Annotated in this window: 20 protein-coding genes; 2 read left to right on the top strand and 18 right to left on the bottom strand. The window is 30.5% G+C overall.

The features are described from left to right. Positions 1 to 12: 12 nt before the first annotated feature. From tagU to ACFVRR_RS14775, 14 genes are all read right to left on the bottom strand, one after another. A complete protein-coding gene (gene tagU, locus ACFVRR_RS14840; RefSeq protein ID WP_387330054.1) occupies positions 13 to 933 on the bottom strand; it encodes a polyisoprenyl-teichoic acid--peptidoglycan teichoic acid transferase TagU in 921 nt (306 codons plus the stop codon). Positions 934 to 1,125: 192 nt separating this feature from the next. Beyond that, positions 1,126 to 2,127 (bottom strand): UDP-glucose 4-epimerase GalE, encoded by a 1,002-nt coding sequence (gene galE, locus ACFVRR_RS14835; RefSeq protein WP_387329892.1) that lies wholly within the window; start codon positions 2,125 to 2,127, stop codon positions 1,126 to 1,128. Between the two features lie 69 nt (positions 2,128 to 2,196). Beyond that, a complete protein-coding gene (locus tag ACFVRR_RS14830) occupies positions 2,197 to 3,084 on the bottom strand; it encodes a beta-1,6-N-acetylglucosaminyltransferase (protein WP_387329889.1) in 888 nt (295 codons plus the stop codon). A gap of 91 nt (positions 3,085 to 3,175) precedes the next feature. Next, on the bottom strand, positions 3,176 to 4,486 hold the full coding sequence (locus ACFVRR_RS14825; protein ID WP_387329886.1) for a lipopolysaccharide biosynthesis protein: 1,311 nt from the start codon (positions 4,484 to 4,486) through the stop codon (positions 3,176 to 3,178). Next, positions 4,483 to 5,589 carry a polysaccharide pyruvyl transferase family protein gene (locus tag ACFVRR_RS14820; RefSeq protein ID WP_387329883.1) on the bottom strand — a complete coding sequence of 369 codons (1,107 nt, stop codon included), beginning with the start codon at positions 5,587 to 5,589 and terminating at the stop codon, positions 4,483 to 4,485. Before ACFVRR_RS14820 ends, ACFVRR_RS14825 begins: the two co-directional genes overlap by 4 nt. After that, positions 5,586 to 6,548 carry a glycosyltransferase family 2 protein gene (locus ACFVRR_RS14815; protein ID WP_387329880.1) on the bottom strand — a complete coding sequence of 321 codons (963 nt, stop codon included), beginning with the start codon at positions 6,546 to 6,548 and terminating at the stop codon, positions 5,586 to 5,588. Before ACFVRR_RS14815 ends, ACFVRR_RS14820 begins: the two co-directional genes overlap by 4 nt. An 18-nt stretch (positions 6,549 to 6,566) precedes the next feature. After that, the gene (locus ACFVRR_RS14810; RefSeq protein WP_387329877.1) at positions 6,567 to 7,601 is read right to left on the bottom strand and encodes an EpsG family protein; all 1,035 of its coding nucleotides are present in this window, start codon (positions 7,599 to 7,601) and stop codon (positions 6,567 to 6,569) included. Between the two features lie 55 nt (positions 7,602 to 7,656). Next, positions 7,657 to 8,664 carry a glycosyltransferase family 2 protein gene (locus ACFVRR_RS14805; protein WP_387329874.1) on the bottom strand — a complete coding sequence of 336 codons (1,008 nt, stop codon included), beginning with the start codon at positions 8,662 to 8,664 and terminating at the stop codon, positions 7,657 to 7,659. 34 nt (positions 8,665 to 8,698) lie between these two features. Continuing rightward, positions 8,699 to 9,778, bottom strand: a complete 1,080-nt coding sequence (locus tag ACFVRR_RS14800; protein WP_387329871.1) for a glycosyltransferase — start codon at positions 9,776 to 9,778, stop codon at positions 8,699 to 8,701. Positions 9,779 to 9,834: 56 nt separating this feature from the next. After that, positions 9,835 to 10,524 (bottom strand): sugar transferase, encoded by a 690-nt coding sequence (locus ACFVRR_RS14795; RefSeq protein ID WP_387329869.1) that lies wholly within the window; start codon positions 10,522 to 10,524, stop codon positions 9,835 to 9,837. A 6-nt stretch (positions 10,525 to 10,530) separates the two neighbouring features. Further along, entirely contained in the window at positions 10,531 to 11,406 is an 876-nt protein-coding gene (gene galU / locus ACFVRR_RS14790) for a UTP--glucose-1-phosphate uridylyltransferase GalU (RefSeq protein WP_387329867.1), read from the bottom strand. 342 nt (positions 11,407 to 11,748) lie between these two features. Beyond that, on the bottom strand, positions 11,749 to 12,522 hold the full coding sequence (locus ACFVRR_RS14785; RefSeq protein ID WP_387329864.1) for a tyrosine-protein phosphatase: 774 nt from the start codon (positions 12,520 to 12,522) through the stop codon (positions 11,749 to 11,751). Further along, positions 12,519 to 13,214: a CpsD/CapB family tyrosine-protein kinase gene (locus tag ACFVRR_RS14780; RefSeq protein WP_387329861.1), complete on the bottom strand. Its 696-nt coding sequence runs from the start codon at positions 13,212 to 13,214 to the stop codon at positions 12,519 to 12,521. Before ACFVRR_RS14780 ends, ACFVRR_RS14785 begins: the two co-directional genes overlap by 4 nt. A gap of 1 nt (position 13,215) precedes the next feature. Next, positions 13,216 to 13,935 (bottom strand): YveK family protein, encoded by a 720-nt coding sequence (locus ACFVRR_RS14775; RefSeq protein ID WP_387329858.1) that lies wholly within the window; start codon positions 13,933 to 13,935, stop codon positions 13,216 to 13,218. Between the two features lie 439 nt (positions 13,936 to 14,374). Between ACFVRR_RS14775 and ACFVRR_RS14770 the strand changes: the two genes are divergently transcribed. Continuing rightward, positions 14,375 to 14,524 (top strand): BH0509 family protein, encoded by a 150-nt coding sequence (locus tag ACFVRR_RS14770; RefSeq protein WP_175403455.1) that lies wholly within the window; start codon positions 14,375 to 14,377, stop codon positions 14,522 to 14,524. Between the two features lie 770 nt (positions 14,525 to 15,294). Here ACFVRR_RS14770 and ACFVRR_RS14765 read toward each other — a convergent pair. The 4 genes from ACFVRR_RS14765 to ACFVRR_RS14750 form a co-directional block, all read right to left on the bottom strand. Beyond that, the gene (locus tag ACFVRR_RS14765; RefSeq protein ID WP_387329855.1) at positions 15,295 to 16,863 is read right to left on the bottom strand and encodes a chitinase; all 1,569 of its coding nucleotides are present in this window, start codon (positions 16,861 to 16,863) and stop codon (positions 15,295 to 15,297) included. Between the two features lie 9 nt (positions 16,864 to 16,872). Further along, positions 16,873 to 19,170: a glycosyltransferase family 2 protein gene (locus ACFVRR_RS14760; protein WP_387329852.1), complete on the bottom strand. Its 2,298-nt coding sequence runs from the start codon at positions 19,168 to 19,170 to the stop codon at positions 16,873 to 16,875. A gap of 382 nt (positions 19,171 to 19,552) precedes the next feature. Beyond that, on the bottom strand, positions 19,553 to 20,428 hold the full coding sequence (gene galU, locus ACFVRR_RS14755) for a UTP--glucose-1-phosphate uridylyltransferase GalU (protein WP_387329849.1): 876 nt from the start codon (positions 20,426 to 20,428) through the stop codon (positions 19,553 to 19,555). Positions 20,429 to 21,954: 1,526 nt separating this feature from the next. Next, complete coding sequence (locus ACFVRR_RS14750) at positions 21,955 to 22,641, bottom strand: winged helix-turn-helix domain-containing protein (protein ID WP_387329846.1); 687 nt, start codon at positions 22,639 to 22,641, stop codon at positions 21,955 to 21,957. A 173-nt stretch (positions 22,642 to 22,814) separates the two neighbouring features. On the opposite strand from ACFVRR_RS14750, the gene ACFVRR_RS14745 reads away from it, so the two are divergent. Further along, entirely contained in the window at positions 22,815 to 23,768 is a 954-nt protein-coding gene (locus tag ACFVRR_RS14745) for a PstS family phosphate ABC transporter substrate-binding protein (RefSeq protein ID WP_387329843.1), read from the top strand. Positions 23,769 to 23,783 lie beyond the last annotated feature (15 nt).

Here is a 23,783-nt window from a genome sequence, read left to right as displayed (position 1 = left end):
GAGAGTTAGATATTATTTTGTTTCTGAAGGTAATTCTAAGTGCTGACGAAGATCATTAGATATACTATCTTTTTCTGCTTTCGGAACAATAAAATAATAAATTTTATTAATCATCTTGCCTTCACCTTTAACTTGGGTCTTACTAATATTTTGCGCAGCCTGACGGTAATCCTTTTGAATCGAAACCATATCACCTAAAGTAATATTCGTCACAACATTCTTTTGGATTGCCTGTAAAATTGATTGATAGTTTGATAAGGAAGAAATTGATGCTCCCTTTTTAATTACTGCTTCTAGAATTTCTCTTTGACGAAGCTCTCGACCAAAGTCACCACGAGGATCTAACTTACGCATACGAGAGAACTTTAAGGCATCTACACCATTTAAATGAAGTGGTCCCTTCGTAAAGTGCACTCCATCATAAGTAAAGTCTAAGTCATTATTTACATCAACTCCACCTACTGCTTCAACGATGTCTTTAAAGCCTTCCATATTAACTTCAAGATAATAATCAATAGGAATATTCAAGAAGTTTTCAACTGTATCAACAGACATTTGAATTCCACCAAATGCATATGCATGGTTAATTTTATCTTCTTTACCTTTTCCAACAATTTCAGTTCTTGTATCACGTGGAATACTAACCATTTTAGTTGTATTGTTATTCGGGTTAACAGTCAACACAATCATAGAATCTGAACGACCTTTGTCACCCGGGCGATGATCAACCCCTAATAGTAAAATAGAGAAAGGTTCTTTCTTCTCAACATTTACTTCTTCTTTTCGTTTATCAGTTTTCTTTATGTCTTTATAGATTGCGTCTGATGTTTTATTTACATTGTGGTAAATTGAATATGCATAACCGCCTATTCCTAAACCAATGACAACTAGTACACTTAGTACGATTATTAGTACTTTTTTTGTTGTGGACATTTTTTCAGATGAGCTTTTTTCTGATCTGGACAAGATTTTTCTCCTTTAATTACGAACTTATTTTCCGATGAAAAATAGTCAGAATTACTTACCTTTCTATCTTACTTGATTAGACAGGCATTTGCATAACTTTTATTGGTAATTTTTTGAAAAATAAAAAAACACAACCTCCGAAAGAAGGTCATGTTAACTTCAGTTCATAATAAATTGTTTCTTATATCCATTTGGATTCTTTTGATGCCAATTCCAGGCTGTTTCGATTATTTGCTCTAAAGAATATTTCGTCTCCCAGCCTAATTCTTCATATATTTTTTGTGATGAAGCAATTAGTTGAGCTGGATCGCCTTCCCTAGGGTCAGTAAAGATAACATTTGCATTTTTATCCGTAATTCGTTCACATGTTTCAATAATCTCTTTTACAGAAAATCCTTTTCCATTCCCTAAATTGTACGTCTTATTAAGGTCACCATTTTCTAGTAAACTTGCTAGAGCTAATATATGTGCCGAAGCCAAGTCAGTAATATGGATATAATCGCGGATACATGTTCCATCTGGAGTTGGGTAATCACTTCCAAATACACTGATTGACTCACGTTGACCAAGTAAATGCTGTAGAACAAGTGGAATTAAATGAGTTTCAGGAGTGTGATCCTCTCCAATTAATCCCGTAGCATGTGCTCCCGCTGCATTAAAGTAACGTAGAACAACATAGCCTAAACCATATGCTTTGTGGAAGTCAGCTAAGATTTTTTCTATCATTAACTTTGATTGACCATATGGGTTGATTGGATTCGTAACTGTTTCTTCTGTAATGATTTCAGCTTCAGGAATACCATATGTTGCTGCAGTAGAAGAGAAGATAAATTTCTTTACGTCAAACTTTATCATATTGTCTAGTAATGTTAATGTCGCACCAACATTGTTCTGATAATATTTTAATGGATTCATAACTGATTCACCTACTAAACTATAAGCAGCAAAATGCATTACGGCATCAATATTATAAGTTAAGAAAATAGTTTCTAAAATAGTTGCATCTCCTAAATCACCTTCAACAAAGATCGCTCGCTCATCTACTGCTTCACGATGACCAGTTGTTAGATTATCTAATACAACTACTCCATAGTTTTGATCGACTAGTTCTTTAACTGTGTGACTACCTATGTATCCAGCTCCACCAACGACTAATATCATGAGTATCTCTCCCTCCAAGTTTCTTCTTTAAACAACTTTGCTGGTTAAAGGTTAACTTTTTTACATATTTTACTCATATGATTTATCTTTTAAATTAATAAATATTTTTTTAACAATATCAAAATCTACTTTTTCATCAAATTTACGGGCAAATAAAAATTCACTATTTATAAGACTATCAAAATCATTTACCTTAAATACATATGGATTGCCTCGTACCCAATCTATATACCTTAAATTAGCTTCGTATTCATCTTCATGGTAAAAACGATAAAGGCGATCTTTGAAACTAGAGTTCATTACTAAAGTGTGTATAAATACTTCGTCACATAAAATAGAATGTTTATAAATTTTATTTATTTCTTGCTTATTTTTAATAATGTACTTAACTAATTCATCAGTTATACTAAACCAATTAGTACCTTTATAAAAATTAATTTCTTTTGATTTATTTATAATCAATAATACCTGAAACACTAAAAATATTTTGTTTAAAAGCTTTTTATACACTATCGATAAACTATTATTTTTATGTCTTAATATTTCATTATAGTAAAACTTGTATTTAACTCTTGTTTTATCCCATTTTTTTGAATAACCAAGAAATTCCTTACCTTTATTTTTTTCAAAAAAATCATGAATATAATCTTGTGTTTTTAATGGCATATCCACTCCAGATAACAAGTGATAATATTCATAATTATATTTTGATGCACTTTCCAATAGTATTAATTCACTTTCAATTTGGGAAAACCCTCCCCAACTTACAGAAATCCTATCGGTGAAATAGATGTTAGATTTTTGTGGCAAATTACTAAAGAAATAAAAATCAAAATCTTCTACTTTAGCATCAATATGAATGAATATATCGTTTCTTTCATCGTCAATAAGTTGAACTAATTTCTTTAATATTTCAAAATTATTATGAGATATTATTAGGTATGCATGCTTATTCATATTTCACCCTATCTATTATTCTATTTAAATATAAATTTCACTTAATATATAACTTTATAAATAATTTACATTAAACTATAAAAATATATTATCAAAAAAAGACTTTCGATTGATAAAACAACAGATATAATGTAAAAAATGCTACTATATATATATAAAATATCTTATGTGGAAATTTTATACCTATTATCCTTTTAAATTTAATACCTCTTAATAAACAAATTAATGAAAAAGATATTATTGTGGAAAGAATTGAAGCGTAAAGACCTAAATAATCTATTAAAATTAAATTAACAATGATACTCAATATTGCACCCCAGGAAGTTGTAAAAAAGGATCCAAGTGTATCATTTTCAGAAATGTAAAAAGTTCCGTAAAAAGCTGCAATACCAGAAAGGGTCGTCGAAAATAATAGTAGAGGTACATACTGTATCGCTTGATCAAATGAATTTTTTAATAAATATGAGCCAAAAATTTTAAATCCAATTGTAAAAATAATTACTGCAATAAATTGAGCAAATATATACCTATATAACTGATAGGAATAGTATTTACTTTTATTTGAATCTTTAGAAGTTAATATAGCTTGATCTTGCCAAACTGTTATAATAATTGTGTTGATAATTATTATAAATGCCGGAAATTTATTTGCCATAGCATAAATTCCATTTGCATCTTTACCTAAATAATTTACAATAATAAATCGATTGGATACATTTACAACCCACCAACTAATAGTAGAAGGAATTAAAGGAAGAGCAAAAGCTAACATTTTGGAAGATTTCATTAGCTGTTCGAGGGAAATATTTAGTTTAGGTAATAATTTTACTTTTTTTAGTGCAAAAAAAGTAAACAATACTGACACTAACAGCCCAAAAGATTGGCCAATAAATAAAATATCCAGTTTATGAATATTAAATTTTTCATTATTATATAATAGAACTGTTGTTAATGAGATTGAAATTACAGTTTGAATTACTCCAGAATTAGCCATAATAACATTCTTTTCATAGCCTCTAGCTATCCCTTGATTAAAATAATCATTAAAAATATTTAAGATAATAATAAACCAAATGTAAAATGAATTAGTTATATTAAGGACATTCAAAAATATCAAAATAACTAGACTAAATAAAACTTGTATTATTATTAGATTTAAACCAACATTAATAAATTCTTTAGCATTCCCTATATCATTTTTACTACTAATAACTTCCATATAAACAGCTTGAAATATTTGCATGCCAATTATTGTAGAACACAAACTAATAATTGTTATCCAATAATCATATTCTCCAAAGTCTTTAGGTGATAAAAAGCTTGTATATAAGGGTATTATTAAAAAAGATAAAAACTTTGATCCAAAGTTCCCTAATAAATATATTAAAAATTTTTTTTTCACTTATTCATCACCTTATAATTATTACTTACATTATTTTTGTTTTCATTATTTAAAAATTTATCTAACATTTTAAACTGTGCTTCTGCCTCCACTTTTACATGTTGATTTAGTATTGTTTTTTCATTTAAATGCTTTATTAATTCGTTAGTATCAAGTGAAGCAATATCCCTAATATAAGTACATTTATCAGATTCCTCTAGGTCTTTTAACACATTAAAAGTTTTATCACTATAAATTAAGGGATAAAAACTTTGGTTAAATATTTTCGCAAGAATAATAGAATGAAATCTTGCTCCAATAAACGATTCCATTTTTCCCAATTCCTCTAAAAAATAGTCGATTTGACCATTATAATTAATTATTTTTATTTTTTTAGAATATTCTTTATTTAGTTGAGATAATATTTTATTTATAACCTTTACATCTCCTTCTTCCTCACAAAACGAAAAGAAGGTAATTTGTTTATCTGAATCGATTAATTTTTTTACTAGTTCTACCATTTTATATTCGTAATCGGAACTATACTGTTCTAAACCATGTCTATTTTCTAAATCTATTAAAGAGAAACCTACTGAATTTTTTATTTTAGTAACTTTAGGAGCCTTCAAATTGAACACTATATCTGGAGCAACTCTTACATTTCTCAAATTCTTAAACAATGTAAATGAATACATATCCCTAAAGCATACATCTGAAAATTTGCTAAATAAATTTGTATAACTTTTTAAAAAGTTTTGATCACTGAATGGACCAAAATTACTCCCTAATATATAAACCTTTTTATTTTTATTAACAAAAGACTTTATTAAGCTACTTCTTGTATAAAATACTTTTTTCCATAATGAATTCTGCATAAACATGGATCCACCGATTAAAATATAACCATCAAATTTACTAATAATAAATGGCTGAAACAATTTAAAAATTAATCTCTTCATCTTATTATTATTTAAAATATTAGAATCCTTAATTATGTTTTTATATTGATAATCTGCATTCTGCAAATAAAAATCTACATGTTCATATCTTTCAAACAAAATTTTTAAAAACAAATCATCTCCAAAATTTTTATTACAATAAACATCTACTAGTATTTTTTTCATTTTATTCTCCGTATAGAATTTAAAAGATTCCAAATTATTGTTATCGTTGAATATTTTTTGTTTATAATAAAATATGCTAGTTTTCTTTCAATTATAGATACTAGATTATTATTAGACCTAAAATGGCCATTCATAATCCAACTTGGAAATTTATCCTCAAGATATTCCATTGACTCATCTATTATTTCTTTTCTAACATTTTTATCTTTAATTAATAGTGCTTTTCTATACACTGCTCCACCTAATATATGTTGAATAAAAAGATATTCTAACTCATCCTTTTTTTGATAATCAACCAATTCAAGATAAACAAGATCTAACATCTTAAGAATGTCTCTAATTTTATTTTCCTGGATTTGATGAGATTGCGAGCTCTCTCTTGTAAAATCATAATTATACAAAGCCTTATTAATTTTAACTTTATTTCTAGCATTTTTGACAATTATAGGCATAATACCTAAATCCTCGTACCAAACTCCAATTGGGAAGTATTTATCAACCCACAGCTTTTTACTATATAATTTGTTACAAGGACCCGAATGCGACCCATAGATTGAAAGATCATAAGACAGGTAATAAGTAGCATTCTTTTTTATTAGATTCATATCAAAAATTACTAAGTCAGCATCTTTTTTTAATATTTCATCTACGCAACAGCTTATACAACTTGTATCAAGCCAGTCATCACTATCAACAAACATAATATAGTCCCCAGTACTTTTAGAGATACCAACATTACGTGCTTTTGCTTGACCTTGATTGGATTGATTAAATAGTTTAATTCTTTTATCTAAGTTTACATAATTCATTGCGATTTCATCAGATTTATCTAAAGAACCATCATTTATTAATATTATTTCGATATTAGTATAAGTTTGATTTATTAATGAATCTAAACACCTAGTTAAATATTTTTCAACATTGTAAATTGGAACAATAATACTTACTTTTGGTAACAAACGCTCACACCCTAACCATTAATGGTAAAAAATATTTTTATAAGGCACTACTCCATCTCCATTATTCATTAATGTTGAGATTAGCCTTACTAGAAATACACTAAAAATAATAATTTTAAACACATTTTTAGTAGTAATTGAAAATTTTTGTGTTAATAATCTTGAGAAGATTACAAGTGAAAATATTTCATATAGATACGACATTCTTTTTACAATATTGGAAAACGGTAAAAAGCCGTTAATAATGAAAAATACTAAATAAATATAATCAATCCAATCTAACTTTTTTTTCTCTTTATATTTATAGATGACATATATAAAAGTGGCTAGCCAGTAGAATAGAAAAAATATTTTATTAAATACGGATCTTCCTAGCCCGGTAATGCTTTCAGTGTCACTGTATTTATCTAGAAAGAAACTATCTAAATTTAAAATTTTAACAAAAAGTAAATCCTTTAAACTATCAGGTATTAAAAAGAACGAAAAAAGGCATATAAATAGAATAATAATATAGTTTTTATGCCGAATTTTTATAATATAAAATAGATATAAAGGTAAAAACATTATTGAACTTTTATGAATACCCAATGAAATTAAGAATATTAATATTGCAGTTATTTTTTTATTTTTATCATAAAATAAAATTAAAGAAATAATTACTAATGAGATTGATGAATATTGACGAAACCCGTTAAAACTGGAAAAATATGCATATGATCCTAGAAATGCTAATAAAGAAATATATTTATAATTAGAAAATTTTTTTAGTAATATATAAATTCCTAACATAAATATAAAACTATTAAACGCTATAAAATATTGGAAACTTAGGCCAAGAAATCTAAAAAATTCACTTTCAAATGTATATACCCAACCCATAGATAGATATTTTTCATAACTAGAATTATATATACTTTGGTACAATAAATAATCCGATCCTATTTCTAACCGTAACGCAGCACATAAAAATAGCATAAATAGACTAGCTCTAAGAAAAAATGTTTTATTTATAATAGTCTTATTATTTATTGTAATTATTTCTCTATCAGTCATTATCCCAGTAATGAACGTTAATAGATAAAAGATTAAATATATTTCCATTTTATTGCTACTTTCTTTTTATATTTTTTAATACTACGTATATCATTGTATTTAAAGTATGAAACGGACTTTTTCCAATACTATCTAACTTTCTTATATAATCTGTACCTAACCTTTCGACAAAATAAAGTTTATTTTCTCTTAGTAGCTCACATTTCTTCCAATCTGGAAAGGATTTATAAATTATGTCACGAGTCTCCTTCATTTTTTTATGGAATCCCCAAAAATTGTATTTATAATATTTTAATTGCCTATACATATTCGACCACAGTAATAATTTAATATACTGATAACATAAACCTTTAGATAACATCTTATTTTCTTTAATTTCAGGATAATAATACTTATAAGTATCATCTAAAACACTATAAATATCGTTAATTTTTGGGCTTATTGTAGTTAATATGGAATTTTTACGTCCTTTCCTATAATAAATTAATGCTGAGTCCAAATATTTATATTTTTTAATTTTAGAAATTAATTTATAAGTTGTACCCACATCCTCATAAATCTTACCTACTGGATACTTAATATCATTAAACAATTCAGTTCTATATATTTTGTTCCAAGCACTTGGTTGAACACTCCATAAGTCATCTTGGTTCTCTATTCCTTTAACTTTCCTTGTTGAATTATCATAAAAATAATCTAACCAATCGAATACTATTAAATCTGGATTCTCATTTATCCCATTGAAAACCTCAAGAAAATAATTCGGGGTAACTTTATCATCGCTATCTAAAAATGCAACATAATCTGTATTAACAAACCTTAAACCATAATTTCTTGCATCACTTAATCCCCCATTTGCTTTTTCATAATATTCATAATCAAATTTTTCAGCATATTCTTTTGCAATCTCGCCCGATTTATCACTTGATCCATCGTTAATCAACAATACACGGATTTCTCCTTTGCCGTTTAACTTTTCTTTGCTATTATTTATTGATTCTAAACATTCAACAAGATAATCTTCAACATTATATATTGGTATGACTAAACTTAATTTTGTCATATTCCACCTCTGATTTTCACAAAATAATCTTTATCTAAATTAACGATTTATATAAGCGATCAATATTTTCCATCATATGGTTACTAGTATACTTTTGTAAGAATAATTTTTCCCCATTTCTACCCATTTCTTTCAATCTTTCTTTTTCCAATGATACGAGTATCTTCACTAATGCTTTAGGAGAATCAATATTAAAAATTAAACCGTTATTATACTCAATGAAATTCGGTAAATTCCCCTTATTACTTACTATAATTGCCTTTGAATTTTTCATAGCCTCGGCTGCTACTAACCCAAAACCTTCCCATCTAGACGGAATTATTACAGCATCAAATTGTTTATAGTAAGCATCCATTACTTCATTCATAACCCAACCCAAATGGAATACATTTTTAGGAATATTAATGTCTAAATCATTGAGTACCTTATCCCCAATTAAGTACAGTCGAATGTTCTCGAATTTATTAGTTTCAAAGGTTTTAAGTAAAATATCAATTCCTTTTGCTTTATCAAATCTGCCTACAAAAAGTAAGTTAATATGATTTTCTGATAATTTTATACTAATATTTTCTATCTTCTTTATCTCTGTTTCTACACCACTATTAATTAGTTTCATTTTTTCTTTAGGCATTCCCATTTTTAAAGCTTCTTCATGTTCAAATTGAGAGATATTAATAATAGAGTCTGTAACCTTTTCAAGTACCCTTTCCACATAAAAATATACCTTTTTTTTCCAATTTGAAGTATCCATTAAAAAAGACCAACCATGTGAACAGTAAATTAATTTTGATTTTTTCTCCCTAAAAAACAGCCGATCCAATATAAACGAAACCCTTCCAATTAGCCCAGCAAAAGTGCCGTGAAGGTGAATAATCTCTGGATTGTATTCTCTTATAAGCTTATTTACACTAAAAATATATTTAATAATCGACAGTAAACTTCTTTTATATTTCTTTCTTATTACTAGGGATTTAAAATTATTAAATGACTCCGAATTCTCATCACTTACAATAAGCTTTACTTGATTCTTTTCTTTTACTTGGTATTTTAATAAAGTATTGATATAAGTTGCTACTCCTCCACTAGCATATTCACCTATGTGTAATATTCTCATCTGTTCTCCCTTTAACGATTGCAATATTCAAGTTTTCAACTAATTTTTTATAAAATTTAAAATGCATTTCTGGAACCTAATAATAAACTTGCTGTTTTTATAACAATCTTAATATCATAACTAATCGAACGGTTTTTTATATAAATTAAATCCAATTCCACCATTTCATCAAAACCAACACTATTTCTAGCACTAACCTGCCAAAGACCCGTACAACCGGGTATAACTAGTAACCTCTGTTTATCATAAGTAGTATATACATCTACTTCTCTCCGAAGTGGTGGTCTTGGCCCAACAAGAGACATGTCACCTAATAAGACATTAAAGAATTGCGGTAATTCATCAATAGAAGTTTTACGAATAAACTTCCCTATTTTAGTAATCCTCGGATCATCCTTCATTTTAAACATCGCACCTGAAACTTCATTATATTGTAGAAGTTCTTTTAATCGTTCTTCTGCATCAGTTACCATTGAACGGAACTTGTACATTTTAAATTCTTTTCCATTTTTACCTACTCTAGTTTGATAAAAAAATACAGGACCTTTTGGATCTTCTAACTTAATAAAAATTGCTACTACAATAAAGACTGGTAATAATAATAAAAGACCCAAAAACGCACCAATTAAATCCATTAAGCGCTTAGTAAACAAATAGCCCCGTCTTTTTTCAACAGCTTCTTTCGATAAGAGTGGTTGTAAAGCATATTCTGATTGTTCAAACCTCATTGCTTTCAATCTGATCATCCATCCTTATTTAATAGTTACTGTTAACATGTCATGTAAATACTTCAATAAATCTTCTCTTAATTCTTCATTCTTTAATGCAAAGTCAATTGTTGTTTTTATAAACCCTAATTTCTCACCAACATCATGTCGTTTTCCTTCAAAGTCATATGCAAACACACGCTGAATTGAATTTAATTTTTGAATTGCATCTGTTAATTGAATTTCGCCACCTGCACCGATATTTTGCTCTTCTAAGTACATAAAAATTTCAGGTGTAAATACATAGCGACCCATAATCGCTAAATTAGAAGGTGCTGTACCTGGTGCTGGCTTTTCGACAAAGTTTTTTACTTCGTATCTCCTACCTTCTTGCATAATCGGTTCAACAATGCCATATCGATGCGTTTCTTCGTCTGGTACTGTTTGTACACCAATTACTGAAGAATATGTGTTGTCATATTGGTCCATTAACTGCTTTAAGCCAGGTGTTTTTGCTTCAACAATGTCATCACCTAGTAAAACTGCAAATGGTTCATTCCCAATAAAATTACGAGCACACCAAACTGCATGACCTAATCCTTTTGGTTCTTTTTGTCGAATATAATGAATATCAATATTAGACGGAGCTTTTACTTGTTCTAATAGTGCATATTTTTCTTTTTCTAATAAATTTTGTTCTAGCTCATATGAATAATCAAAATGATCTTCAATTGCGCGTTTTCCTTTACCTGTTACGATAATGATATCTTCAATGCCTGATTCAATTGCTTCTTCAACAATGTATTGAATTGTTGGTTTGTCTACGATTGGTAGCATTTCTTTCGGCATTGCTTTTGTTGCAGGTAAAAAGCGTGTTCCTAATCCCGCAGCTGGTATTATTGCTTTTCTTACTTTCTTCATTTTCTAAGTCCCTCCATTGCTTTCTTTCCCCAAATTAATAAAGTTTCCACTTCTATATTCATGTGAATAAATACACAAGAAGAAACTCTATATTCTTTTAATTTAAATAGTATTTAGGGCATCTAACCCCTCCTCACACTATACCTCTGACGACAAGCGTCTAAGCAGATCATTTCAAATTTGTCATTCCTTTTCTCAAATACACATAGCCCTTTAGTTTGAGTCATTCATGGGGTCTATTTGTGCACTAAGATAAACGGAAAACTAATCAATTTAATCATCTACCACAATATAGCCGAGTACCCCCATTGGTAACGATTAGGAGATATCACCAATCGTTTATCAGATACCGAGTAAACGACTAAAAATATTTTGTTTAAATTTAAGTGGTTCTTCTGGATAAAGAACGTCACCATTCAAAATTGATTGAGTATTTTCTCTCATTTGGAACTCAGTTTCTATCCCAAATTTTTCTCGAATGATTTCATACGCTTCAATTAACTCAAAATTCCGATTATTTGTGTTGTGTGCATCGGATGCAATAATATGTACCCAATTTGCCTCAATACATTTAAAAGCAAACTTTTGAATTTTTTTACCGAATTTTCCTGTTATTGATGAAGCAGTCAGTTGAGTTAAAATCCCTTTTTGGACAAATTCAAAAAGAATATCTGGTTCGTTTATAAGAACTTTGTTGCGTTCAGGATGTACAAGAATCGGTATCATTCGATTTGCTTGTATCTCATAAAACAACTTATTTGTAAAATGTGGTATATGAGATGACGGAAGCTCGCAAAGTAAATAGCGTCTTCCATCATTAATTGAAACAATTCGATTAAGCTCAAAGTCTTGGATCAATTCCCCATAAAGCCTTACCTCTTGACCAGGTAAAATCGTTAAAGGTATAGCTTTTTCATTTAATACATTATTTAACTCTTCTACTTTTTCTAAGATCACTTTTCTGTCTGTATTATAACGTCCGTTCTGATGATGAGGTGATGCAACAATTGTATGAATCCCATTGTCCACGGCTGCTCGCGCCATATTAATACTATCTTCCATTGTAATTGGACCGTCATCTAGGCCAGGTAAAATATGACAGTGAAGATCAATCACTTTTCACTACCATAATAATCGTAATAACCGTCTTTATCCTGTGCCGCTCGATTTAATACAACACCTAGGATATTAGCGTTTACTAGTGTTAATAACTCTTTTGCTTTTTTAATTTTTTCTTTTGCCGTGTATCCTCTGCGGACAACTAAAATCGTTCCATCACATACTTGTGAAATGATTTGAGCATCTGTAACTGCTAACAATGGAGGAGCATCAAAAAGAATCACATCATATTGTTCATGCATTTGTGCAATCAATTTCTTCATTTTCTCTGAAGATAATAGTTCAGATGGATTTGGTGGAATAGGACCCGAAGTTAGAATGGATAGATTGCTAATATCAGTTTTTTGTATAACGTCCTTTAAGGGCTTTTCTTGTGCAATAGCAGTTGTTAAACCTTTAAAATTCTCTAATTTAAAATCAGAATGTAATTGCGGTTTACGTAAGTCAGCATCTACTAAAAGAACTTTCTTATCTTGCTGAGCATAAGTAATAGCTAGATTGGCAATTGTCGTTGTTTTACCTTCTGAAGGTTCAGAAGACGTCACTAAAATTGACTTTATTTTTCGATCGATCGAAGAAAATTGAATGTTCGTACGCACTGTTCGATATTGCTCTGCAAATGGTGACCTAGGGTTTGTTAATGTAATAAGAAATCTTTTTAATTTTTCTTTAGTTGTTTTTCTAACCATTTTACGCACCCTTTCCCAATTTTAATTTTATTTTAGGAGTGATCTTTCCCTTTGTTACTTCAGAAATAACACCTAGAATCGGTAACTCCAATAATTCTTCAAGCTGTTTTTCAGTCTTAACTGTGTTATCTAAAAACTCAAGTAAGAAGGCAATACCAACTGAAAGCATTAATCCAACAGCAAAACCAATTGCAATGTTTAATTTCTTATTTGGTTTAATCGGATTTTCACTTAAATCTGCTTTAGCTAAAACAGTTACATTATTTACACTCATAATTGTTTTAATTTTTTCCTGGAAAACACTTGCAATCGTATTTACAATCGCTTGAGCTTGCTTTCGATCAGGATCTTGTACAGAAACCGTAAATACTTGTGAATTTGCTTCGTTTGCAACTGCGATATTTTTAGTCAGTTCTGCAACTGTATAATCTAAATTTAATTGATTAATAACTTCATTTAAAATAGCTGGACTCTTTATAACTACATTGTATGTGTTGATCAATTGAACATTTGTTTGTACTTGGTTATTCTGATAAATCGAAGAATCCTTTGTTTCTTTTTGATTAACTAATAATTGTGTTGAAGATTGATATATCGGGGTTAAAAATAAATAACTAATAGCTCCTGTAACCACTGTGGCTACAACTGTAATACTAATTATCATGATTAGACGTTTCTTAATAACGCCGAATAATTCCTGTAAACTAATCGTCTCTTCCATCGCTTCCTCCTTAAATTCTATCCATTTATTATTCTATTAAAATATCCCCTCAGATTCAACAGTGCCTAGTATAACAATTACTTAATTAAATGTTAAGCAAAAATTAATCTACAAATAGGAAACTTTGGTTAAATTTCCCACAAAACAAGGTATTTTGTCGGATTATTTACCCATTTTATGGAAGCCCTTACAAACCTGTCTAGTTATGTTACATTCATTAATAAAAATTGTAATATTAGATATTATTCTAAAATAATATATTCGTTGTAAAAATGAATAATAATCAATGAAATGATAAAAATAATTTTTTCCTTATTTAGTAAAAATCACTAGCACATTTTGATTTTTCTGTTATATAATAAAATATAAATAAATACACTGTATTAATACAGAATTAAAACAAATTAATCATTCATTTAAACCAAAGGGAGTGTTGTTAATGATGAGTAGAGAAGAACGTAAAAACATGGTTCAATTTTTGGAATTAACAAAAGGATTTTCAACTGAGGACTTAGTTTTCATGACGGATGCTGATTTAGAGCACCTTTACGACACGGCTTATACGTATATGTTACATCACGCTGAGTAAGATCTTACAACTTTGGATTACTGCACTTATAAAATAAAAAGCTAGGTGAACACCCTAATTTGGATTCACCTAGCTTTTTCATTTACCAATGTTTCTTACGTCCATGCTGTATCGAATTACTTATTTTTCATCTTTTTCTCGAATTTACAAAAAACATCAAAAGTCCTACTTTTCTGACACAATTTCTTAATTTAAGTCTAAAACATTTAAAAAAGTATTTTCTATGTATTTTTTTGTTATATCGAAATTTCATTTTTTACCAATATATGATAAATAAACACATTGTCCATTTTTGTTGTTTAACCCTTAAAATTGTATACAGTTTGTACGTTTTTTTCTTAGTCATTTTGTCTAATGGGTGTGTATAAAAAAAAATTTTTTATTTAATTTTTAATAAAAGTACATTTCTCTATCCAAGCCTCTGCCTTATAAAAATAAAAAAGCTAAAATGAATCCTTTAAAAGAATTCACCTAGCTTTTTAGTTTTACTCATATTCAATTAACAGGCGTTTCAAACCGATAGCTTTTTCCCTTAATTGTTTTAATATATTTAGGGTAATTCGGCAGGTCCTCAATTTTATGTAAAAACTATGAATATAAATATTGATTAATCTTCTATTTTTACATACTTGAATGTGGAAAGCTATTAAATGGGTTCATATACCGGTTTATCGACATTTCTGGTATATGGACTTTCATATTGTTTCATTGTTTTCATTTTGGGTAGGCAAAAATTAAGCACGTTTCTATCATAAGCCTAACCATCATTATTACTGAATTTCCTTCAACACTTTCTTAATTTCATCCTGAGTCAACTGTTCCCATGGTGCTGCATCATCATTAGCAAGTGGTTTTTCAGGATTTTCATCTTTGTTCCACCATTTTGCCTCATACGGGATGCCATTGACTATTACCCGATCACCAGCTCCATAGACTTGTCCTTCTTCCCATTCCTGATAGGTCCCTTTAGGCAAGCTAACTTTTGGTATTGGTTTTTCTCCAGGCAATACCGGACCAACAAGTTCCCAAGGAATTGTATTTTCATCTAAGATAGGTGCATCAGGAGCATCTCCTTTTGTCCACCATTTAGCTCTATACACATTGTGCCTCCAGACAACACGCGTACCTTTTAAATAGGTTGTCGATTCATTCCATATCTCATACGGGGAAGTTTTCGGATCATCAGGTTTATTCAAATCTATATTCGTTACATCTGACTTGGTTGTTCGTTTTGCATCACTAGAAACACTACCATTCATATTCTGTTTCAAAATCGTTGCAAACTCTTGATTGTTTTGTTTAACACCACTGTAAAAGTTGGAAACACTTTGAATTCCAACACTATTCTCACTGGACTTCCTGTCACGATTTGCTGACCACATAGACAATCGTCCCAAACCATTTTCTATGGCAAATTTATTCAGCTTAGCAGCATCTTCTAAATCAAAAACTTCACCTTGGATATCATTTTGGCCAATCATTGGTGTTGCGCCGAGTTTTCTCCATAATGCTTTATCGCTCAAGTTAACTCCTTGTTTTTGATAAATAATCTTTAGTTGGCGATGGGTTTTTTTCAAGGCATTAATCGAATTGTCTGCCATAGAAAGTTCTGAATTACGACTTTCCCCATAATTCATTGTCATGATATTGACGCCAGCTAAATCTACTCCAGCTCTCAATAATGTTGTTACGGCATCCGTACCATCCTCAGTCAAACCTTGTGGGGTTACTGGTAATGTTACCCAAATAGCTAGCTCTTTTTTATCTTTTTTTCGTTCTTGCTGCAATTTTGCCAAAGCTTCCCCACGAAGTTTAGCGGCATGCTTATTTGTTAAGCCTTCTTGCTCTAAATCTACATCAATTGTATTCAGATCATAACGCTTTACTACTTTAGCATATGCATTTTTTATTTTTCCAACATCTGTTGTTGTAATTGCTAATTCTGAATTGGATAAGCCACCAAATGAAACAATGACTTCGCTCCCTTTTTGTCGTAGGCGAGCAATTCGTCGATCTATATCTAAATCCTCAGAGGCCTGATCCATCGAATAAGCGCCTCCCCAACTAGGAACAGCACTATTTTTATTCTTAGCTACTACAAAAGAAAGCACAACATTACCATCAATTTTTTCAAATTCATATTGCGGTGTCAGTGTAGCATCGACATAAGGGGCAAACCAAGGATTTGATTCTGCCGCTGTTTTTTCTGTTTTTTTTGTTTTTTCTATTTTACTAAATACGACTATATTATCTCGATAAAAATAACTAACTCCTACAGCTACCACAACTAAACATACCAACATTAAACGCGGAATTGATAATTTCTTTTTATTTTGCATAATCTTTTTTCATCCTATTTTTTTATTGCTGAAATTATGTTTATCTTCAACTTCAGTTGTCTCTGTATCTTCCCATTTACCAAGTGATATACTTAAAGGAACTTCTGTATTCCCCTTCTCATCACCATAGTATAAAACCGATTGCCAATTGATTTCTGATTGATCTTTTTCAGCTTTTTGAATTTGCTTTGGTTTTACTTCTACAAAAATCCAATCTTTAAAGTTATGAATTAAATCCACAATCATATTGACAGGTCCGATAAATGATAATGCAGCCCACCCACAAGTAAAGGCGTTAAATAAGGAAAATATAGCATTCGGCCAATTTCCGAGCATGAAAGAGCGCCAGCAAATAAAAGCAGAATAAGCAATAATAATGATCGGCGCTAAGATATAAAGTGTTGGCGTGCCAGTTCGATCATTAACCTTAGGTGTTCGTGCAAAAGGAATTTTTTCACTTGTTAATATCTGTTGGATCGACTTTAGCACTCCAGCCGTATTAACAGCCAACAAGATTAGATTGAGACCATAAATTCGGAAGATGTCCATTCGTTTATAACGATTGTATTTTAAATCACTCGCCATTGCAGTAAAGTAAGGGACAGCAGCACCAACAATAAAAACACTCAATAATCGGTCGTCAAACGGATAGGCTAAAAGGAAGATTAAGCCAAAACTAGACCAAGCAATCGATGCCATGTAATTGACTCTCAACAAGATTTCCATTAACTTGATTGGATTCCCTTCCTGACGGCGTTGGCGAATAGTAGCAAATAGTTTCGACATAATTAATAATCCACCATTGGCCCAACGACGACGTTGAATGACTAGAGAACCGAAATCTGGTGGAGTTGCTGAGTAACTCAAACGCTCCGGATAATTCGCCAAGGTCCAACCATTTTTTTCTAAATCAATACTAGACTCCGTATCCTCAATTACTGTACGGTCTTGGATAAAACGGCGAACCTTAAATCCATTTACATATTCTGTTTCAGCAATATCCTCGATCGCACGTTTTCGGATGACCGCGTTCGCCCCTACCCAAAAGGTCGCGCCATAATACGTTGTTCCTTGGTGTAAAGTGTGTTGAATATCTGTTGTAGCACCAGCAATTCGTTCGATTCGAGTTGGACATCCACGGAAAGAAGAATAAGGAGTTTGTGTTACAGCTACATTTTCATTTCCTTCTTGATTCAATAGATATACAAGACGTAAACAATACTCTTTTAGCAGAATCGAATCGGCATCAAGCGTTAGTAAAAATTCTGTATCTGGAATGACTAAATCTGCTTCTGCCTCTGAAGATACTCTCTGCAATACTTTACCAGCTGGTGTTTGGCGAATCTTGTAACTGCCTCCCATTAAATCAATATAAGAGTTAAGATTCATAGCTTTATTGGCTTCATCAGATAAAGAAACAAACTGTTTTCGTTGGAAATACCCTACTTTTCCGGTGAAAATCCATACTAATCGAGAATAAAACTGATAGATCCGTTCATAGCTCATACTATAATTTTCTTTTGAGGATTTCTCTAATGCTACTGCCGTTACGGCTAATTCCTCAGCTAAATCTCTTAAAACATGATTATTAAAGAAATCATCTACATGAGTCTCCTCAGGTTCATCATCAGCAAATTTATTAATCCATTTGGCAGCATAATTATATTGCTTTATTAAATCATTTAAAGTAGAAGAAGAGATTTCCCCAGTTTGGTTATACGTCTCTTCAAAAACGTCACGAGCTTTTGCTAGTTTAGTATAAGGGACTTCCAAAAGCTCTGTAATTTCTTTTGCAAGATTCATAGTTGCTTGCAATTTTTCCTTTTTTTGCGGATCTGTTGGATTCGGCTTATCATCAATCAGCAGTTGTACATCGATTTTCGGATATTCTTGTAAAATAGCTGATAGTAATGTTTTTCGAATAACGTCAACCTCTTCATCATACGATGGAACCAAAACAGTAATTCCTGGTTGATTCTCAGAAAAATAAGCAGATAGGGTTTCCCGTGGGATCCGAGCATGCTCTTTAAAGCGGATCAATGCCCCTTGTCTAGAAAAAAGATACATCAATGCGGAAAAACATAGTGTCGTAACAATCAAGATATATAATCCCGCTTCAACGACTTGTTTAAAACTACCATTCCCATTATGCAGTTGATCAAAAATTGTGGATGCTACATAAAGCAGCCAAAATCCAATCGTAAACAAAATATAGATTCGATTTAATGTCAATTTTGCAGTGGATGGTTTTTCATGCACTCTTGGTAATGGTTCCAAATTACTTTCTGTGTTTAGTTGTCTTTTCATTTTGTTCATCCCTCTTGTTAGTCAAGTCCCTATTATTGGGTAAATAAAAAAATACAATGTTTCAACTATTTATGGGTGGGCAGATTAAATTGTCACGTCAAAAATCTCCCATCCTTTTCCGAATAAACTCTTTTCCACTTTTACCGGAGTTTAAAAAAAGAAAAATTGGACCTTTAGAATCCTCTAACTTTAAAATAATAGCAATAATAATACGAACTGGTAATAGTAGTATAAGACCCCAAAAAAAGCGCCAGATACATCCACTAAGCGCTTAGTAAATAAATAGATCCTTCTTTTTTCAATTGTTTCTTTCGGTAAGAGTGGCTTTAGAAGCATATTCTGATTGTTCAAATCTCATTGCTTTCAATCTAATCATCTATCCTTAACTAATATTGACTGTTAACATTTCATGTAAATACTTCAATAAATCTTCTCTTAAGTCTTCATTTTTTAAAGCAAAATCAATTGTTGTCTTAATAAACCCTAATTTTTCACCAACGTCGTGACGCTTTCCTTCAAAGTCATATGCAAACACACGTTGAATTGAATTTAATTTTTGAATTGCATCCGTTAATTGAATTTCGCCACCTGCACCGATATTTTGTTCTTCTAAGTACATAAAGATTTCAGGTGTAAATACATAACGACCCATGATTGCTAAATTAGAAGGTGCTGTACCTGGTGCTGGCTTTTCGACAAAGTTTTTTACTTCGTATCTTCTACCCTCTTGCATAATTGGTTCAACAATGCCATATCGATGCGTTTCTTCTTCTGGTACTGTTTGAACACCAATTACTGAAGAGTATGTATTGTCATACTGGTCCATTAGCTGCTTTAATCCTGGTGTTTTTGCTTCTACAATATCGTCACCAAGTAATACTGCAAATGGTTCGTTGCCGATAAAATTACGCGCACACCATACAGCGTGACCTAATCCTTTAGGTTCTTTTTGTCTTATGTAATGAATGTCAATATTAGATGGAGCTTTAACCTGTTCTAATAACGCATACTTTTCTTTTTCTAATAAATTTTGTTCTAGCTCATATGAAAAATCAAAATGATCTTCAATTGCGCGTTTTCCTTTACCTGTTACGATAATGATATCTTCAATGCCTGATTCAATTGCTTCTTCAACAATGTATTGAATTGTTGGTTTGTCTACGATTGGTAGCATTTCTTTCGGCATAGCTTTTGTTGCAGGTAAAAAGCGTGTTCCTAAACCCGCTGCGGGTATAATTGCTTTTCTTACTTTCTTCATTTACAAAATCCCTCCATTGCTTTCCTTCCCCAAATGAATAAAGTTTCCACTTCTATATTCATGTGATTAAATACACAAGAAGAAACTCTATTTTCTTTTAAAATAAATAGTATTTAGGGTACCCAACCCCTCCTCACACTCATTGTTAGCAGTTACTGATGCAAAAAATCATTTCACAAGTGTGTGATGACTTGTAATGATCTACTTAGACGCTAGTTGCCAGAGTTATTAAGGAGCATCAAACAAAAATCTCATCATATTGTTCATGCATTTGTACAATCTAAATTTAATTGATTAATAACTTCGTCTAAAATAGCTGGACTCTTAATTACGACATTGTATGTATTGACCAATTGAATATTTGTTTGTATTTGATTATTCTGATAAATTAAAGAATCTTTTATTTCTTTTTAGTTAACTAATAATTGAGTTGAAGATTGATAAATTGGGGTTAATCCGTTTATTATTCCATTAAAATATACCCTAAAATTCAACAATGCCTAGTATAACAATTACTTAACAAAAAGTTAAGTAGAAATTAAGCTATAAATAGGGAATTTTGTTTAAATTTACCATAAAACAAAGATTTTTGTCGATTTTTTTTACCTAATTTTTGAAATCTTTACAAACTGGTCTATTTTCGTTACATTAATTAATGAAAATCGTAATATTAGATATTATTCTGAAATAATTATTGTGTTGTAATTTAAATAATAATGAATGAACTGATTAAATTATTTTTTTTATTTATTCAGTAAAAATCTCGAGCACATTTCAACTTTTCTGTTATATAACAATTAGTAAATAAATATACCGTATTAAATCAGGTTAGAAACAAATTAGTCAATCATTTAAATCAAAGGGAGTGTTGTTAATAATTAGTAGAGAAGAGCGTAAAAATATGGTTCAATTTTTCAAATTAACAAGATGATTTTCAACTGAGGACTTAGTTTTCATGACGGATGCTGATTTAAAGCATCTTTACGACACGGCGTATACTTATATGTTACATCAGGCTGAGTAAGATCTTACAAATTTGGATTACTGCACTTTTAAAATAAAAACCAATAAAAAGTTAGGTGAATTTCCTAATTTGGATTCACCTAGCTTTTTCATTTACGAATTTTTCTATGGTTAATGCTGTATCTAATTACTTATTTCCCCTCTTTTTTATGAATTTATAAAAGACCCCAAAAGTCCTACTTTGCAACTAGATACCTCAATTTGTAACAAAAACATATTATAAGGGTATTTCTATGCATCTTTTTGTTATATCGAAATTTTAATTTTACCAGTATATGGCAAATGGATAAATTGAACATTTTTGTTGTTTAGTTATTAAATTGCATACAATTTATCCGTTTTTTCCCTAGTTATTTTGTCTATTAGGGTTTTACAAAAGAAGTTTTTTTTATTAAGAACAATAAAAGTACATTTCTCTATCCAAACCTCTGCCTTATAAAAAATAAAAAAGCTAAAATGCATCCTTTAAAAGAATTCACCTAGCTTTTTAATTTTACTCATATTCAATTAACAAGCGTTTCAAACCGATAGCCTTTCCCCTTAATCGTTTTAATATATCTAGGATAATTAGGCAGTTCCTCAATTTTATGTCGTAAACTATGAATATAAATATCAATTAATCTTCTATTTTTATAAACAGAAATTACTTCCATTAATTCTTCTCTCGTTACAATAAGGCCGGCTTTTTTTATTAAAAAGAGTAAAATTGCGTATTCTCTACCATTTAATTCGATCCTCATTTTGTTTTTATAAACCTCTTCTCGATTTAAATAGAAGGAAATCTCTCCAAAATATAAAACTTTTTCTCGGTCTTCTTCTATTTTTCCAGTGCCTGCCCTCCTCATAACTGCTTTTATTCTTGCGGATAAGTCTCTTGGATGAATTGGATATTTAACATATTGATCTGCTCCAGCTTCAATGCAAATCGCTGCCTCGTATGAATCATACGTTTCAACTAATAATATAATCGGTATTTCTGATATCCGTCTTATTCTCATGATTAATGGAATAAACTCGTCCAAAACTTGGCTTTTCATTAATACTATGCAACCTTTTAAGAAACCAAGATGTATGTCTTCATTAAACTCTCCATATCGATATGTGTTGATTTTAATTAATCCGAATTGTTTACTTTGTTGAAGCACATGTTCAATCTCGTTTTGATCTTGGATGATGACAATTTGCTCCACCGTATATCTCTCCCATTTTTTACTGTTTATACGGTCATTTTAATTGGTTATTAACAAAAAAGGGGGACTTTCACTATACCTTTACAAATTCTTTACGTAGCGTTAAAAGCAAGTTAATCTTTGTGGGATATTGTAAGAAATGTAGCAAACACAACGAGGGGGGGAAACTGTAGATGCAACTATACAAAGTACTTTTATTAGTCGTCGCAATCACAGCCATGTTATCTTTAGCGGCCTGTGGAATTGCATATCATCCTAATTCAAGTACAGCTGAAAAACAATTAACTGGTAGTGTACTAATTGACGGTTCATCTACCGTTTTCCCGATTATGCAAACAATAACGAAGCAATATAGATCTGCACAACCCGAGGTAACTATTTCATTAGGTAATAGTGGTACAATTGATGGTTTTAAAAAATTTACAAATGGTATAACTGATATAAACGACGCATCTCGTCCAATAACAAATGAAGAAGATTCAATCGCTAGGCATAATAACATCGATTATATTCAAATAAAATTAGCTTACGACGGTCTATCTGTTGTAGTAAATAAAGATAATGATTTTGTTAATCAATTAACAGTTGAACAATTAAAAAAGTTATGGTCCGTTAATAGCAAAATAAAAACTTGGAATGAACTAAACTCAGCTTGGCCAAAGGAAGAAATTAAATTCTTCAGCCCTGGTCCTGAGTCAGGAACTTACGAATACTTTAATAAAAAAATCTTAAATAAAACTAGCGAACGGAAAGATGCTCAAACGTCTGAAGATGACAAAACTCTTGTCGCTGATGTTGCTAATGCAAAAGGTGCAATTGGATACTTTGGTCATGCTTACTATGAAGAAAACAAAGATCAATTGAAAATCGTACCAATCGTTAATCCAAAAACAGGTAAAGCAGTTCTACCGACTGAAGAGACGATCAAAAATGGGATTTACCCCCTTTCACGTGAACTCTACACATATGTAAATAGTAACTCACTTAAATGTCCTGTCGTTTTGGACTACTTAAAATTTGCGAATGAAAATGCTCCACTTTTAGCTGAGCAAGTTGGCTATATCCCTTTAGAAGATGAGCAATATGAAATCAATATAAATAAAATAGAAGAAGCTAGACACAAATAACCTTACTTTCCCCCC

The organism is Gottfriedia sp. NPDC057948 (assembly GCF_042887255.1).
Lineage (GTDB): Bacteria > Bacillota > Bacilli > Bacillales > Bacillaceae_G > Gottfriedia.
Note: the sequence above shows the minus strand (reverse complement) of the source record. Positions and strands in the feature narration are given on the sequence as shown.

Bases quoted from the DNA above. Each gene is read 5' to 3' on its own strand.
- ACFVRR_RS14820 (WP_387329883.1), bottom strand. From the start codon at position 5,589: ATGAAAAAAATACTAGTAGATGTTTATTGTAATAAAAATTTTGGAGAT.
- ACFVRR_RS14770 (WP_175403455.1), top strand. From the start codon at position 14,375: ATGATGAGTAGAGAAGAACGTAAAAACATGGTTCAATTTTTGGAATTA.
- ACFVRR_RS14810 (WP_387329877.1), bottom strand. From the start codon at position 7,601: ATGACTGATAGAGAAATAATTACAATAAATAATAAGACTATTATAAAT.
- galU (WP_387329849.1), bottom strand. From the start codon at position 20,428: ATGAAGAAAGTAAGAAAAGCAATTATACCCGCAGCGGGTTTAGGAACA.
- galE (WP_387329892.1), bottom strand. From the start codon at position 2,127: ATGATATTAGTCGTTGGTGGAGCTGGATACATAGGTAGTCACACAGTT.
- ACFVRR_RS14745 (WP_387329843.1), top strand. From the start codon at position 22,815: ATGCAACTATACAAAGTACTTTTATTAGTCGTCGCAATCACAGCCATG.
- ACFVRR_RS14805 (WP_387329874.1), bottom strand. From the start codon at position 8,664: ATGACAAAATTAAGTTTAGTCATACCAATATATAATGTTGAAGATTAT.
- ACFVRR_RS14795 (WP_387329869.1), bottom strand. From the start codon at position 10,524: ATGATCAGATTGAAAGCAATGAGGTTTGAACAATCAGAATATGCTTTA.
- ACFVRR_RS14800 (WP_387329871.1), bottom strand. From the start codon at position 9,778: ATGAGAATATTACACATAGGTGAATATGCTAGTGGAGGAGTAGCAACT.
- ACFVRR_RS14775 (WP_387329858.1), bottom strand. From the start codon at position 13,935: ATGGAAGAGACGATTAGTTTACAGGAATTATTCGGCGTTATTAAGAAA.
- tagU (WP_387330054.1), bottom strand. From the start codon at position 933: ATGTCCACAACAAAAAAAGTACTAATAATCGTACTAAGTGTACTAGTT.
- ACFVRR_RS14830 (WP_387329889.1), bottom strand. From the start codon at position 3,084: ATGAATAAGCATGCATACCTAATAATATCTCATAATAATTTTGAAATA.
- galU (WP_387329867.1), bottom strand. From the start codon at position 11,406: ATGAAGAAAGTAAGAAAAGCAATAATACCAGCTGCGGGATTAGGAACA.
- ACFVRR_RS14760 (WP_387329852.1), bottom strand. From the start codon at position 19,170: ATGAAAAGACAACTAAACACAGAAAGTAATTTGGAACCATTACCAAGA.
- ACFVRR_RS14765 (WP_387329855.1), bottom strand. From the start codon at position 16,863: ATGCAAAATAAAAAGAAATTATCAATTCCGCGTTTAATGTTGGTATGT.
- ACFVRR_RS14780 (WP_387329861.1), bottom strand. From the start codon at position 13,214: ATGGTTAGAAAAACAACTAAAGAAAAATTAAAAAGATTTCTTATTACA.